Annotated in this window: 15 protein-coding genes; 6 read left to right on the top strand and 9 right to left on the bottom strand. The window is 64.5% G+C overall.

Features of this window, described 5'->3' with window-relative positions; translation table 11 throughout:
* Positions 1–30: 30 nt before the first annotated feature.
* On the bottom strand, positions 31–675 hold the full coding sequence (locus tag FXB40_RS09975; protein WP_148772030.1) for a glutathione binding-like protein: 645 nt from the start codon (positions 673–675) through the stop codon (positions 31–33).
* A gap of 107 nt (positions 676–782) precedes the next feature.
* On the opposite strand from FXB40_RS09975, the gene FXB40_RS09970 reads away from it, so the two are divergent.
* Positions 783–1,463: a TetR/AcrR family transcriptional regulator gene (locus FXB40_RS09970; RefSeq protein ID WP_148772029.1), complete on the top strand. Its 681-nt coding sequence runs from the start codon at positions 783–785 to the stop codon at positions 1,461–1,463.
* Between the two features lie 11 nt (positions 1,464–1,474).
* On the opposite strand, the gene FXB40_RS09965 is transcribed toward FXB40_RS09970, so the two are convergent.
* Both FXB40_RS09965 and FXB40_RS09960 read right to left on the bottom strand, forming a co-directional pair.
* Positions 1,475–3,442 (bottom strand): methyl-accepting chemotaxis protein, encoded by a 1,968-nt coding sequence (locus tag FXB40_RS09965; protein WP_187436758.1) that lies wholly within the window; start codon positions 3,440–3,442, stop codon positions 1,475–1,477.
* 109 nt (positions 3,443–3,551) lie between these two features.
* Positions 3,552–4,517: a 2-hydroxyacid dehydrogenase gene (locus FXB40_RS09960; protein ID WP_148772028.1), complete on the bottom strand. Its 966-nt coding sequence runs from the start codon at positions 4,515–4,517 to the stop codon at positions 3,552–3,554.
* Positions 4,518–4,661: 144 nt separating this feature from the next.
* Here FXB40_RS09960 and FXB40_RS09955 point away from each other — a divergent pair, with 144 nt between their 5' ends.
* The 4 genes from FXB40_RS09955 to FXB40_RS09940 all read left to right on the top strand — a co-directional run bounded on the left by FXB40_RS09955 (position 4,662) and on the right by FXB40_RS09940 (position 7,407).
* On the top strand, positions 4,662–5,030 hold the full coding sequence (locus tag FXB40_RS09955; RefSeq protein ID WP_148772027.1) for a YciI family protein: 369 nt from the start codon (positions 4,662–4,664) through the stop codon (positions 5,028–5,030).
* The gene (locus tag FXB40_RS09950; protein WP_148772026.1) at positions 5,027–6,328 is read left to right on the top strand and encodes an RNA polymerase sigma factor; all 1,302 of its coding nucleotides are present in this window, start codon (positions 5,027–5,029) and stop codon (positions 6,326–6,328) included. Before FXB40_RS09955 ends, FXB40_RS09950 begins: the two co-directional genes overlap by 4 nt.
* 90 nt (positions 6,329–6,418) lie before the next feature.
* Complete coding sequence (locus FXB40_RS09945) at positions 6,419–6,955, top strand: SRPBCC family protein (RefSeq protein WP_148772025.1); 537 nt, start codon at positions 6,419–6,421, stop codon at positions 6,953–6,955.
* A 38-nt stretch (positions 6,956–6,993) separates the two neighbouring features.
* Entirely contained in the window at positions 6,994–7,407 is a 414-nt protein-coding gene (locus tag FXB40_RS09940) for a VOC family protein (RefSeq protein WP_148772024.1), read from the top strand.
* A gap of 72 nt (positions 7,408–7,479) precedes the next feature.
* On the opposite strand, the gene FXB40_RS09935 is transcribed toward FXB40_RS09940, so the two are convergent.
* From FXB40_RS09935 to FXB40_RS09915, 5 genes are all read right to left on the bottom strand, one after another.
* Positions 7,480–7,827: a hypothetical protein gene (locus tag FXB40_RS09935; RefSeq protein WP_148772023.1), complete on the bottom strand. Its 348-nt coding sequence runs from the start codon at positions 7,825–7,827 to the stop codon at positions 7,480–7,482.
* 375 nt (positions 7,828–8,202) lie between these two features.
* Positions 8,203–8,382 (bottom strand): hypothetical protein, encoded by a 180-nt coding sequence (locus FXB40_RS09930; RefSeq protein WP_148772022.1) that lies wholly within the window; start codon positions 8,380–8,382, stop codon positions 8,203–8,205.
* Positions 8,383–8,492: 110 nt separating this feature from the next.
* Positions 8,493–8,852, bottom strand: a complete 360-nt coding sequence (locus FXB40_RS09925) for a hypothetical protein (protein ID WP_148772021.1) — start codon at positions 8,850–8,852, stop codon at positions 8,493–8,495.
* A gap of 284 nt (positions 8,853–9,136) precedes the next feature.
* Positions 9,137–9,574 (bottom strand): hypothetical protein, encoded by a 438-nt coding sequence (locus tag FXB40_RS09920; RefSeq protein WP_148772020.1) that lies wholly within the window; start codon positions 9,572–9,574, stop codon positions 9,137–9,139.
* Positions 9,575–9,696: 122 nt separating this feature from the next.
* Entirely contained in the window at positions 9,697–10,485 is a 789-nt protein-coding gene (locus tag FXB40_RS09915) for an SDR family NAD(P)-dependent oxidoreductase (protein ID WP_148772019.1), read from the bottom strand.
* A gap of 90 nt (positions 10,486–10,575) precedes the next feature.
* Here FXB40_RS09915 and FXB40_RS09910 point away from each other — a divergent pair, with 90 nt between their 5' ends.
* On the top strand, positions 10,576–10,953 hold the full coding sequence (locus FXB40_RS09910) for a cupin domain-containing protein (RefSeq protein ID WP_148772018.1): 378 nt from the start codon (positions 10,576–10,578) through the stop codon (positions 10,951–10,953).
* A gap of 205 nt (positions 10,954–11,158) precedes the next feature.
* Here FXB40_RS09910 and FXB40_RS09905 read toward each other — a convergent pair whose 3' ends face one another.
* On the bottom strand, positions 11,159–12,823 hold the full coding sequence (locus FXB40_RS09905; protein WP_148772017.1) for a methyl-accepting chemotaxis protein: 1,665 nt from the start codon (positions 12,821–12,823) through the stop codon (positions 11,159–11,161).
* Positions 12,824–12,978: the final 155 nt, after the last annotated feature.

The raw sequence follows: 12,978 nt of genomic DNA, 5'->3' as shown, positions 1-12,978 counted from the left end.
CGGTCGGGACGGCGGGTTATTTCGATGTCGCTACGCTGCCGCCTTCTTCCGAGCCTGTTCGGCCTTGTACAGCTCGAACTCCTCCGCGACCGCCTTCGCCACCGACGGCCGTTGGCGCAGGCGCTCGTAATAGGCCTTCACGTTCGGCCATTTCGAAAGCTCGATCGGCGGCGTCGCCATGGTCCAGTTGATGACCGTGACGAGATAGGCATCGGCAACGCTGAAATGGTCGAGCAGGAACTCGCGCCCCTTCAGGTAGTTGTCGAGATAGTCGAGCCGCGACAGGTTCTTCTCCAGCACGTAGGCTTTCACGTCCTGCGACGCCTTGCGGTCGAGCACGGGCACGAACAGGCCCTTGTGCAGCTCGGTGCCAATGAAGCAGAGCCATTGATGCAGCCGCGTGCGATCGATGCCCGCCGCGGCGCCGAGGCCGGATTGCGGAAAACGGTCGGCGACATATTGCAGGATCGCGGCGTTCTCGGTCAGCACCACGCCCTCGTCGGTGCGCAGCGTCGGTACCAGGCCGATCGGATTGACGGTGCGGAAGTCGGAGCCGTCCTTCAGCACCTTCTTGGTCGGCGGATCGACTTCGAGATAATTAGCCTCGGCGCCGGCCTCGTAGAGCGCGACGCGCGTCGCCATGGAGCAGGCGAGCGGCGAGAAATAAAGATCCATCGTGGGCCTCCTTGGGCAATTCTCTTTGTGAGTGTCGCTCATCCTGGCCAGATTGATTTTTGTACCATCTTGCATAATATGGGGTCGGTCAAGGATTAATTTGCGACATGGTACAAAAATCAAAGCCGCCAGCTGCTGCCACTGAACCCGAGCGCCGCGGCGAACCCGAGCGCCGCGGCGAACCTAAGCGCCGCGGGCGGCCGCGCGCCTATGAGCCCGACGTCGCGCTCGGAAAAGCGCTCGATCTGTTTCGCAAGCAGGGTTTTGCCGCGACCTCGCTCGACGATCTCAGCGAGGCAACGGGCATGAACCGGCCGAGCCTTTACGGAGCGTTCGGCGACAAGCGCGAGCTCTACATCAAGAGCTATCAGCGCTACCGCGAGGACGCGCGCGCATCGATGGTCGAGATCTTTCGCCAGGAGATGCCGGTGCGCGAGCGGCTCGCGCGCATCTATGCCTCCGCGCTGAACATCTATCTCTCCGGCGAGACCGGCCCGCGCGGCTGCTTCACGGTGGTGACGGCGGCGTCCGAAGCGGTCGGCGATCCAGAAATTCGTGCCATGGTGCTGGAGGGGCTGACCGAGCTCGACAAGGCCTTCGCCAGTTGTTTCCGCCGCGCCAAGGAGAACGGCGAGTTGCCCCCGAGCGCCGATCCTGCCGCGCTCGCGCAACTCGCCTCCGCCACCATCCACACACTCGCCATCCGCTCCCGCGCGCGCGTCTCGCGCAAGGAGCTGGAGGGAATCGTGAAGGGCGCGATTGATGTGATGGTGGGGGTTAAGCCTTAGCCGTCGCCCAATTACGCCGCTCGAATCTGCGCGAGGAAACGATCCACCTCGTCGCGCAGGCGCTGCGACTGCTTTGACAGCTCGATCGCCGACACCAGCACCTCTTCCGCGGCCGTGCCCGTGGCGGCGATGCCGTCGGTGACGCCGGCGATGTTCTGCGAGACCTCGCCGGTGCGCGCGGCGGCCTGCTGGACGTTCTGCGCGATCTCCTGTGTCGCCGTGCCCTGCTGGCCGACAGCGGCCGCGATCGCGGCGGAGATCTCGTCGACCTGCTGAATCGTCGCGCAGATCGACTGGATGCCCTCGACGGCGCCGGTGGTCTCGCCCTGGACGGCCGTCACCTGCGCGCCGATCTCTTCGGTCGCCTTCGCGGTCTGGGTCGCGAGCGCCTTGACTTCGGAGGCGACCACCGCAAAGCCGCGGCCGGCTTCGCCCGCGCGCGCGGCCTCGATCGTGGCATTCAGCGCCAGCAGATTGGTCTGCCCCGCAATGCCGTTGATGAAGGAAACGACGTCGCCGATTTTCTGCGCGGCGTCCGCCAGGCTCTGCACCCGCTCGTTCGACTGCCGGCCGTCGCTGGCGGCCTTGCCCACCACTTGGGTCGCATGCGCCAGCCGCCGGCTGATCTCGGTCATCGACGAGGACAATTCTTCCGCTGCGGCTGCCACCGTCTGCACGTTCTCCGAAGCCAGCGCCGAGGCCGACGACACCGCGCGGGTCTGATTGCGCGACTGCGCGACGATATCGGACATCGAGCGCGCGGTGTGTTCCATCTCGACCGCGGCCGAGGACACCGTGGTGACGACGTCGCGGATGCTGGCCTCGAAATTATCGGCGAGGGCGGCAAAGGCGCGCCGCTTCTCGGCCTCGGACTGCGCCTTTGCCTCGAGCTGATCGGTCTGGAGCTTGCTGAAATTCACGGCATTGTCGCGGAAAACCGCGACCGCCTTCACCATCGCGCCGACTTCGTCATTCGCCTTGCTTTCGGGGACGGCGACGTCGAGCCGGCCGTCGGCGAGCTCGCGCATCACGCTGGTGATGGAGAGGATCGGCCGCGAGATGCCGCGGGCAATGAGATAGCCGACGATTGCAGCCAGCATGAGCCCGAGCGCGGCGATCGCGATTGCGAGCATCCAGGCGCGGTCGGCGGAGGCCTCGTAATCGGAATTGTCCATCACCAGCTCGACGGCGCCGAGCGGTTTTCCGGAAAAATCCTTGATCGGCCCGAGCAGCGCGGCGATCGGCGTCGCGTCGAGCTTGGCCTGCTTCACGGTGAAGCCGCCGCCGGCGGCGCGGCCGTAATCGGCCGCGTCGAAGAAGCTCTTGCCCTTCAGCGTGCCGCCGAACAGCTTGAAGCCCGCTCCGTCGGCAAGATGGAAGGCGATGTCGACATGGCGGTTGGTCTTGAAATCGTCGAGGAAGGACTGGCCGAAGGTCAGGCCGAATTCCACCGAGCCGAGATGTTTGCCGGCTTGAGCGATCGGCACCACGCCGCGGATGCCGAGCCCGGCCAGGCCGCCTTCGAGGCCGACGACGACCCTGTGCTCCTGATTGGCGTCGACGACGGTCTTGCGGAAGCTCGAGAGGTCGTCGCCGAACTTTGCCGGCTGGTGCACGCGCAGGAAGGAGGTCGCAGGCGGCGTGTGGAATTGGAATTGCTCGACGCCGTACTCCGATTTGGTGGCGGCGAACACCGGCCCGAACAGGCGCACCAGCGCCTCGCGATCCTGCCTGGCCATCGCCTCCTGCGCCGCCGGCATCGCGGCCACGACCGCGCTCATGGCGGCGGCGCGATGGGACTCTTCGGCGATCCGCGACAGCAGCGCATCATAATGGCTGCGCAGCTCGCGCTGGTCGGCGCGGTCGATGATGCCCGCGATGATCCACATGGCGCCCAGCACGGCAATCAGCGCGGTCGCCGCCGCCGTCAGCGCCAGCGCCACCGTGATCCGCATCCTGAGGCCGAGGGGAGAGCGCATGTCCGACCCGTTCGTTGAGCATTGATTAACAATGCCTATCAACTTCTCGCTAAGAGAGGGTGAATGGGGCGGACGGAGCGGGGGTTGTGGATGGGGAAGCTATGGAGCCTTAATACCCCCGCCCGCGATCCACCACATTCTCCAGCGCGCCCCCCGCCTCGAACGTTGCGATCTGCTCGGCGACATAGGCCGAGATCGCATCCGCGTCCGTGTCGGCGGCGTTGTGCGGGGTCAGCACGACCTTGGGATGGGTCCAGAACCGGCTGTCCTTTGGCTGCGGCTCCTGGACGAAGACGTCGAGCGAGGCCGCGCCCAGCGTGCCGTCGTCGAGGCAGGCCAGGATGTCGGCTTCGTTTTGCAAGCCGCCGCGGCCGGCATTGATCAGCACGGGCGCGCCGAGCGGGCTGTTGCGGTTGAGCTTTGTGAAGACGTCGCGGTTGAGAATGCCGTTTGTGTCAGGCGTCAGCGGCAGCAGTGACACCAGGATGTCGGTCTTGCGCAGGAACGCATCCATTCCGGCCGTGCCGTGGAAACATTCGACGCCCTCGATCGTGCGCGGACTACGGCTCCAGCCGGCGACGCTGAAGCCGAGCCGCCGCAGCACGTCGGCAGCATCAGCGCCCAGCGTGCCGAGCCCCATCATGCCGACCGTGACGGCGCTCGCCGGCCATTGATATGTCGGCTCCCAGCGTTTGGCGCGCTGCGAGTCCCGCAGATAAAGCTCCTGGCGGTGGTGCATCAGCACGTGCAGCACGACATATTCGGTCATGCGGTTGGTGAGATCAGGCACGGCGACGCGCACCAGCGGCACGTTGGGCAGGCTCTTGTCCGCCATCAGCGCATCGACGCCGGCGCCGAGATTGAAGATCGCCCGCAGATTCGGAAAAGAGCCGAGGTCGCCCGGTACCGGCTTCCACACCGCGGCATAGTGCACCTCGGCCGGATCGAGCCCGGCATCCGGCAGCAGCACGACACGACGGCCGCCGCAGACCGCGTCGAAACGGGCCTTCCAGCGCTCCGGCAGCCAGTTCTGCTGCGTGCTGTTGATCAGGACGGCCAGTGTGCCTTTGGTCATTCTAAGTGCCTCGTCGGGTTCCGCTTTTGAAGGCCCTCCTTGGCACGATCCGTCGGATTTTTCTTGCAATTTTTTTCCGCAGCCCTGTCGGGGCGGGGCATAGTGGATCGTCTTTAAAACAAGCGTTCAGGGAAGGTGCTGCCCATGCTTTATGCGATCCTTTGCTATCACGACGAGGACTTCGTCGGCTCCTGGAGCAAGGACCAGGACGAGGCCGTGATGAAGAAGCTCGCCGTGGTGCAGGAAGGTCTCGCGAAGCAGGGCCGGCTCGGTCCGGTGGCGCGGCTGCTGCCGACCACGGCGGCGGCGACCTTGCGCAAGGAGGACCCGCCGCTGGTGCTCGATGGCCCCTATGCCGAGACCAAGGAGCAACTGCTCGGCTTCTACGTCGTCGACTGCAAGAGCCTCGACGAGGCCCTCGACGTCGCGCGCGACCTTGGAGCTGCCAATCCCGGCGGCGCCTATGAGGTGCGGCCCGTCGGCGTGTTCAGGCCCGGGGGAATTTCAGCGTGAGCGAAGCCGACACCGGCTGGATCGAGACCGCGCTGACCTCGGCGCGACCCCAGGCGGTGGGCGCGCTGCTACGCTATTTCCGCGATCTCGATACGGCGGAGGAGGCGTTTCAGAACGCCTGCCTGCGCGCGCTCAAAACCTGGCCGCAGAACGGGCCTCCGCGCGATCCCGCGGCCTGGCTGATCATGGTCGGCCGCAACGTCGCGATCGACGAGGTGCGCCGTAACCGGAAGCAGCAGCCGCTGCCCGAGGACGACCAGGCGATCTCGGATCTCGACGATGCCGAAGGCGCGCTCGCCGAGCGGCTCGACGGCTCGCACTACCGCGACGACATTTTGCGGCTGATGTTCATCTGCTGCCACCCGCAATTGCCGGCGACGCAGCAGATCGCGCTGGCGCTGCGCATCGTCTCAGGCCTGACAGTCAAGCAGATCGCGCGCGCTTTCCTGGTCTCGGACGCCGCGATGGAGCAGCGCATCACCCGCGCCAAGGCCAAGGTCGCCGAAGCCGGGACACCTTTCGAGACACCGGGGCCGGTCGAGCGCTCCGAACGGCTCGTGGGCGTCGCGGCGATGATCTATCTGATCTTCAACGAGGGCTATTCGGCCAGCGGCGACACGGCCGAGATCCGCAAGCCGCTGTGCGAGGAAGCGATCCGGCTGGCGCGCTTGTTGCTGCGCCTGTTCCAGAGCGAGCCTGAGATCATGGGCCTGACGGCGCTGATCCTGTTGCAGCACGCGCGCAGCGACGCGCGCTTCGCCAAGGACGGCTCACTCATTCTGCTGGATGACCAGGATCGCGCGCTGTGGAACCGCAATATGATCGCGGAGGGCCTCGCGCTGATCGACAAGGCGATGCGCCACCGCCGCAGCGGGCCCTACCAGATTCAGGCCGCGATCGCCGCGCTGCATGCGCGCGCGGCGACGCCGGACGAGACCGACTGGACCCAGATCGACCTGCTCTACGGTGCGCTCGAAGTGGTGCAGCCCTCGCCGGTGGTGACGCTCAACCGCGCGGTCGCGGTGTCCAAGGTGCGCGGACCGCAAGCCGCGCTCGATCTGATCGAGCCGCTGGCGCCGAAGCTCGCCAACTATTTTCATTTCTATGGCGTGCGCGGCGCCTTCCTGATGCAGCTCGGCCGCAACGACGAGGCCCGCGTCGCCTTCGACCGCGCCATCGCGCTCGCCAACACCTCGGCCGAGGCCGCCCACATCCGCATGCACATTGATCGGCTGATCAGGGACAGCCAGCCGAAAGGAGCCAATGGCGGCGCCAGGCAGGGCGCGAAGGCCAAGTGACGGGCAAAGTGACGGCCTAAAATTTCGTTCCGGCAATTGTCGGCCCCCGCCGTCTCCCTTCGTCTTAATCCCGTATCCAGGGAGTCCTTCATGCTGAAAGCTATTGCCATTGTCGCCATCGTGCTCGCGGTCGGGATCGCGGGCATCCTCGTCTTCGCCCTCACAAAACCCGACACATTCCGTGTCGAGCGCACGCTCGCGCTGAAGGCGCCGGCCGAGGCGATCTATCCGCTCGTCTCCGATTTTCACTTCTGGACCAGCTGGTCGCCCTATGAGGGGCGCGATCCCGCCATGAAGCGCACCTTCGGTGGAACTGCGGCTGGGAAGGGCGCAACCTATGCCTGGGACGGCAACAACAATGTCGGCGCCGGCCATATGGAGATCCTCGAGGCGAGCACGCCGTCCAAACTCCGCATCAAGCTGGATTTCGAGCGGCCTTTCGAGGGCCACAACACCGCCGAGTTCACCTTTGTGCCGCAAGGCGATGCCACACTGGTCACGTGGGCGATGTACGGTCCGGCTCCCTTCATGTCCAAGCTGATGCAGGTCTTCATCAACATGGACACCATGATCGGCAAGGACTTTGAGGTCGGCCTCGCCAGCCTGAAGAAGCTCACCGAGAAGTAGTGCTCTGCACGCCCGAAGAAAGCAAAAGGAGAGAAACCATGCTCAATCCCTATCTATTTTATCAGGACACCTGCGAAGCGGCATTCACCTTCTACGCCAAGATTCTTGGCGGCAAGATCGAGATGATGCTGCGTGCCTCCGAGGGGCCGCCGGATATGCAGCCCTCGCCAGGCCGCGAGAAGATGATCATGCATGCGCGAATGTCGCTCCCTGGCGGCAGCGTGCTGATGGCGTCAGACGCGCCACCGGAGCATGTCCAGAAGCCGCAGGGCTTTTCGATCTCGCTGACGATCACCGACGTTGCGGATGCCGAGCGCAAGTTCAACGCGCTCGCCGACGGCGGCACCGTCACCATGCCCTTCAGCAAGACGTTCTGGGCCAAGGGCTTTGGCATGTGCGTCGACAAGTTCGGCATTCCCTGGATGGTGAATTGCCCCGCTGAAGGAATGTGAGCGCGATGCTCTGTTGATTCCCTGAGCTGCAGCTTCCTCTCTCCATTGTCGTGAGAGAGGGAGCGCGCCTCGTCAGCGGATCGATCCGGTCACGTCCTCGCCCGGCGGCTGCGTCACGCAGCTGCGGCAGATCACGAGCTTCGAGCCGAGTTGCCTGTCATTCTCGGCCTCGATCTCGTCTTGGACAGCCCACCATGCGTCGGAATAGGGACGCAGCGTGCCCAGCACCCTTTGCCGCTCCACATTGGGATCGCTCTCTGGAGCTGCGTGATTGGCAAAGCGGCGTTTTGTGACAGCAGGACGATTGGGATCCTGACCGAGCCCGTCCCACGCAATCGGGCGACGCTCTGCCGCCGGCGCGCTTGCGCATCCCGCGAGTGCTGCGCAAAAACTGAGCAAGACGAGAATGTGTCGAGCCATGCCGAACCTGCCGTGCGGTGTGCCACGCAAATCAGCGTGGGAAACTTTGCATCGCGACGCTTACCCGGGACTTAAGGGAAAACGACGTCGCCGGCATGGCCGAAAGGAGATTCGTGCGCCCGATTCACTTTGGGAGAACCGCACGAGCGCCTTTGTGACATGAAGCGAATTGCATCGCACAACGACTGGCGCAAGATTAGGCTGTGAAATTTGCGCCAGAATCGCTAACTTTATTCACAATACTTACAAATTGGGGCGGGCGTGACTTGGAAGGGAGCGACCGATGGCGGCGGCGCTACAAATCAATTTTGCTCTTTGGGGAATGCTGATCTGCGCCAGCGTGAAGCTCGCGCCGATCGTGCAGATCGTTTTCCACTAGAGGAATAGCCGGTTCGCGACGGCCACGGCTCCCTGTGCGAGCACGTAGAACCAGCCGACCGTTGCGACTGCGCTCGTGATCAGGAACGACAGGGTGATGACCTGATCGCTTCCTTTCCGCGAAAGTGATGACTGAGCTTGCGAGCCGGCATGTCCGTCGGTGCTGATGCTGGTCATGAATCCCCTGCGGACATCGGTGTCGCTTCGTTCACCGTATGCCAGATCAACTTGGCCGTGGTGTGACGCGGTTCACACTGTTTATGGTTGTCGACGCATGACGCCATGCATCAGCTGATGAACAGCGCAATCAGCATGAAGCTCATGCCCACCACGACGATCATGGGAACAATAAAGTCGCGCTGACGTGAGGGCCGTCGCGGCAATGGCCTTCGTCGTCGCTGCGTCTCACTCGCGTGCGACTCGCTCACCAGAGACACGGGCTCCGACGGTGCGAGCGAGACCTTGGCGTCCGAGCCGATGTACTTCACGTAGAGCTCGAGAAGCCGCAGTTCCGACGTCAGGTCGATCAGGCCCTCGCGGTCGCGCCGCGACAGCTCCTCGAATTCGAGGGTTTCTTCAGAGCTCAACGGGCCTAGGACGATCCGTCCCTGATCCGACAGGCGGTAGCGAAAATCGATGGACTCCATATGCGTACCATTTGAAAATGACCGATCTCGAAAAAGTGGAACCACCATATTCCGCAGTCGCTGCCGAGATATGACGGTCCGCAGCCATCGCGAGCCGGGTAGGCCTCGGTCTGGCCTGCATCATCATAAGCGACAGGGAAAAGCTGGAAACCGTGTAAATTGTGCATGCGTTGCGAAGCACTTAGGCGGATTTGTTTCCGGCAGGGCCGAATTCGCCGGGATCTGCCTAATCGTCGAACAGCGGAGGATTCATCGCGGTCACATCCCCGCCTGAAATCGAATTGTCATCGACAGCGCGGATAGATCGCGGCGAGGTCGCGCCCCTTCAGCAAAAGCAACCGCGAGGTGAGGCCGCCACGGCGGCTGATCCAGTCGCGAACGGGGCCCGGATAGGCCGCAAGCACGGCTTCGGATGCTTCCGGCTCGGCATAGAAGCGTCCGCGCCGGTCGACCGAACGCGCGGCATGGAAACCGAGCACGGCACGTTTGGTGACGCAGATGCGCTCGCCCGGCACGATGCTGAGCACCAGCGTGCAGGCGGACAGGCAGGGACCGTCGATCACCACGCGGTCGCCGCTCTCGCGCACCTTCTCGAACAGATCGAGGAACGGCCCGACCTGTCCGCCGGGGCTCTGGATGATGCGGATCTCGGCCCTGGCTGGGACGGAAGCGAGCAGCGCGGCCGCAAGCATTACGGCCGAGACAAAAGCAACACGTTGCATGAACTCTCCACCAGCTCGGTTCCGTACGGTGGGCAAAGCGTAGCGTGCCCACCATCGGCACGGCCAATTCGGGGAAGATGGTGGGCACGGCGCAAGAGCGCCTTTGCCCACCCTACAGGCTCCTACCCGTTCCGCCGCTCGCCGCGCAGCGTCGGCAGGCCGATGCCGGCCGCATCAAAGCCGCCATCAACGGCCAAAATTTGGCCGGTGATGTAGCTCGCGCGTTCCGAGCACAGGAAGAAGATTGCTTCCGCAAGTTCCTCCTCCAGGCCGTAGCGATTGAGCGGGATGGCGTCGTGATAGTCGGCGCGGATTTCCCTGGTGTGCACCTGCTTCGCCATCGCGGTGTCGACCGGCCCTGGTGCGACCGCATTGACGCGGATGTTGAGCGAGGCGAGCTCGACCGCGAGCTGCTTGGTGAGGTGCGCAAGCCCGGCCTTGCTGGTGCCGTAGGCCGAGCGCAGCGTCGAGGCGCGCACGGCCGAGATCGAGGTGATGTTGACGATGGCGCCGCCACCCTGCTCGCGCATCAGCGGCGCGGCCGCCTTGGTGCAGAGGAACGGGCCGGTGAGGTTGACCGCCATGATCCTGTTCCAGTCGGCATCGCTGGTCTCCAGCACGGGCGCGAACATGGCGACGCCGGCATTGTTGACCAGCGCATCGAGCCGGCCGAAGCGGCTCATGACCGCGGCCATTGCTGCTCCCACGGCGGCTGCGTCCGACACGTCGCAGGTGATCGCCAGCGTCGCCTCGTGTTGGTCGATCTCGGCGACCGCACGGCCGAGCAGCTCGCCCTCGATGTCGAGCAGCGCCACCCGCCAGCCCTCGGCCAGTAATTTCCTGGCCGTCGCAAGCCCGATGCCGCGTGCAGCTCCGGTGACGAGGGCGACTTTTTGCGGGGCATGCGGCATTTGCTGACCTGTCCTGTGTCCGAAAGGGGCGCGCATGAGCGCCGGCCCCTTTTACTGCGCTTTCGTCCCGGCAAGAAAGGGTCCCAGGCCATGCCCATCGATCCCAGCACGATCCCGCCCGAGGAATGGCGGCCAGGTGTGAAGACCCGCATGGTGACATCCGCGCGCAACGGTGCGACCGCGCTCTGCATCTTCGAGCAATGGGTTGATCCCGGCGCCGGCGCGCCGACGCACAGCCACGCGGTCGAGGAGGTGCTTACCGTGCGGGTCGGCGAGGCGGAGATGTGGATCGAAGCCGAGCGCGTCATCGTGACGGCCGGCCAGTCGCTGCTGGTCCCGGCGGGCAGCACGCACGGTTTTCGCAATTCGGGCACGACCACGCTGCATGTGCATGCCGTGCTGGCCTCGCCGGTCTTCGAGATGCTGCCGGAAGGGGCGACGCAAACGACGCGGCGGTGGGAGCGTTAGGGGGCTCGGCAATCTCAAATCGTGGTCCGTCACCTGAGGTGCGAGCCTTGCGGCGCATCTGCGCCGCGGGGCGAGCCTCGAAGGGCGACGGGCCGGCTCTACCGGGGCCGGTTCATCCTTCGAGGCTCACACTGCTTTGCGGTGTGAGCGCCTCCAGCGACAACCGCTTCGCGGTTGCGCGGGGATGACGGAGATGGAGTAGAGCCTACGACAGCTCGGCAGAGGCCCGCTGCATGTTCGCCGACATGTCCGCGGTCACCGCGCTCTGCTCCTCGACCGCGGCGGCGGTGGTGGCGATGAACTCGTTGACGCCGGCAATCGCGACCTTGATCGCGGTGAGCGAGCTCACGACATCGCCGGAGATCGTGTTCAGCGCGTCGATCTCGGAGGTGATCGTGTCCGTCGCCTGCTTGGCCTGGTTGGCGAGGTTCTTCACCTCGGAGGCGACCACCGCAAAGCCCCGTCCGGCTTCGCCCGCGCGTGCCGATTCGATCGTGGCGTTGAGCGCGAGCAGGTTGATCTGGCTGGTGATGCCGGCGATCATCTCGACGATGCCGCTCATGGCCTGCGCGGCCTCGTTCAGTCGCTGGGCCTGGCCGTCGGCGGCCTCGACCCGGTTGGTCGCGACCTTGGAGGTCTCGCGCGACTTCGCCATGGTCTCGGAAATCTCGCGGATCGAGGCGCTCATCTCTTCGCTGCCGGCCGCGACCGCCTCGATCAGCCCGCGCGCATTCTCGGCCTTCTTGCGGCCGATGACCTGCGCGGTGACGTCGGTGGCGTATTTCACCACCTTGTAGGGCTTGCCGTTGAGGTCGAAGATCGGGTTGTAGGACGCCTGGATCCAGATCCCGCGGCCGCCCTTGGCGATGCGCTTGTATTCGGCGGCCTGGAATTCGCCGCGGTTGAGCGTCTCCCAGAACTGGCGGTAGGCGGCCGAATTCTTCTCGCTCGGCTCGACGAACATGCTGTGGTGCTGGCCCTTGATCTCGGCCAGCGAATAGCCCATCGCGCCCAGGAAGTTCTGGTTGGCGGTGCGGATCGTGCCGTCCATGTTGAACTCGATCACCGCCTGCGACTTCTGGATCGCGGCGAGCTGGCCGTCATTGTCGGCCGCCTTCATCTTCTGCGCGGTGACATCGGTTGCGAACTTCACCACCTTGAACGGCCGGCCCATCTCGTCGAGGATCGGATTGTAGGTCGCCAGGATCCAGATTTCCTTGCCACCCTTGCCGAGCCGCTTGTATTCGGCCGCCTCGAATTGGCCGCGGTTCAGCCGCGCCCAGAAATCGGCATAGGCAGAGCTGGCACGATCCTCCGGCGTCACGAACATGCTGTGGTGCTTGCCCTGGATCTCGTCCAGCGAATAGCCCACCGCGCCCAGGAAATTCTCGTTGGCGGTGACGATGGTGCCGTCCATGTTGAACTCGATGACGGCCTGGGCGCGGCTGATCGCGGCGAGCTTGCCGGCTTCCTCCATGCTCCGCATCTTGTAGGCCGTGATGTCGGTCGCGAACTTGATGAAGCTGATCACCTTGCCGCTCTCGTCGAGCAGCGGCGCGTAGGAGGCGTGGACCCAGACTTCCTTGCCGTTCTTGCCGTAGCGCCTGTATTGCGTGGTCTGGAACTCGCCGCGATTGAGGCTGGCCCAGAAATCACGATAGCGGGCGCTCTCGCGCTCGGCCGGGCTCACGAAGATGCTGTGATGCTTGCCCTTGATCTCCGCGAGCGAATAGCCGCTCATCTTCAGCAGATTTTCGTTGGCATCGAGAATGGTGCCGTCGAGGCCGAACTCGATCACCGCCTGCGATCGGTCGAGCGCCTCGACCTCAGCGACCGCGTGCCTGACTTTCTTGCTCTGGAAATTGAACAATTGATGCTCCGCAATGATCTGGAGGCGAATCGACGGGATCAACGCACCGTCGCGCTTGCCTTGAAAAGTTGCATGGGCCCGTTGAGCAACTGTAAACTTCTGCACAGGGCTGCGGAGTTTCCGTAGTTTCACGTGCGATGCAGATGTTGTTCAGT

The organism is Bradyrhizobium rifense, from assembly GCF_008123425.1.
GTDB lineage: Bacteria > Pseudomonadota > Alphaproteobacteria > Rhizobiales > Xanthobacteraceae > Bradyrhizobium > Bradyrhizobium rifense.
Note: the sequence above shows the minus strand (reverse complement) of the source record. Positions and strands in the feature narration are given on the sequence as shown.

Coding starts and splice junctions, on each gene's coding strand:
- FXB40_RS09975 (WP_148772030.1), bottom strand. CDS start 675: ATGGATCTTTATTTCTCGCCGCTCGCCTGCTCCATGGCGACGCGCGTC.
- FXB40_RS09970 (WP_148772029.1), top strand. CDS start 783: ATGGTACAAAAATCAAAGCCGCCAGCTGCTGCCACTGAACCCGAGCGC.
- FXB40_RS09965 (WP_187436758.1), bottom strand. CDS start 3,442: ATGCGCTCTCCCCTCGGCCTCAGGATGCGGATCACGGTGGCGCTGGCG.
- FXB40_RS09960 (WP_148772028.1), bottom strand. CDS start 4,517: ATGACCAAAGGCACACTGGCCGTCCTGATCAACAGCACGCAGCAGAAC.
- FXB40_RS09955 (WP_148772027.1), top strand. CDS start 4,662: ATGCTTTATGCGATCCTTTGCTATCACGACGAGGACTTCGTCGGCTCC.
- FXB40_RS09945 (WP_148772025.1), top strand. CDS start 6,419: ATGCTGAAAGCTATTGCCATTGTCGCCATCGTGCTCGCGGTCGGGATC.
- FXB40_RS09940 (WP_148772024.1), top strand. CDS start 6,994: ATGCTCAATCCCTATCTATTTTATCAGGACACCTGCGAAGCGGCATTC.
- FXB40_RS09935 (WP_148772023.1), bottom strand. CDS start 7,827: ATGGCTCGACACATTCTCGTCTTGCTCAGTTTTTGCGCAGCACTCGCG.
- FXB40_RS09930 (WP_148772022.1), bottom strand. CDS start 8,382: ATGACCAGCATCAGCACCGACGGACATGCCGGCTCGCAAGCTCAGTCA.
- FXB40_RS09925 (WP_148772021.1), bottom strand. CDS start 8,852: ATGGAGTCCATCGATTTTCGCTACCGCCTGTCGGATCAGGGACGGATC.
- FXB40_RS09920 (WP_148772020.1), bottom strand. CDS start 9,574: ATGCAACGTGTTGCTTTTGTCTCGGCCGTAATGCTTGCGGCCGCGCTG.
- FXB40_RS09915 (WP_148772019.1), bottom strand. CDS start 10,485: ATGCCGCATGCCCCGCAAAAAGTCGCCCTCGTCACCGGAGCTGCACGC.
- FXB40_RS09910 (WP_148772018.1), top strand. CDS start 10,576: ATGCCCATCGATCCCAGCACGATCCCGCCCGAGGAATGGCGGCCAGGT.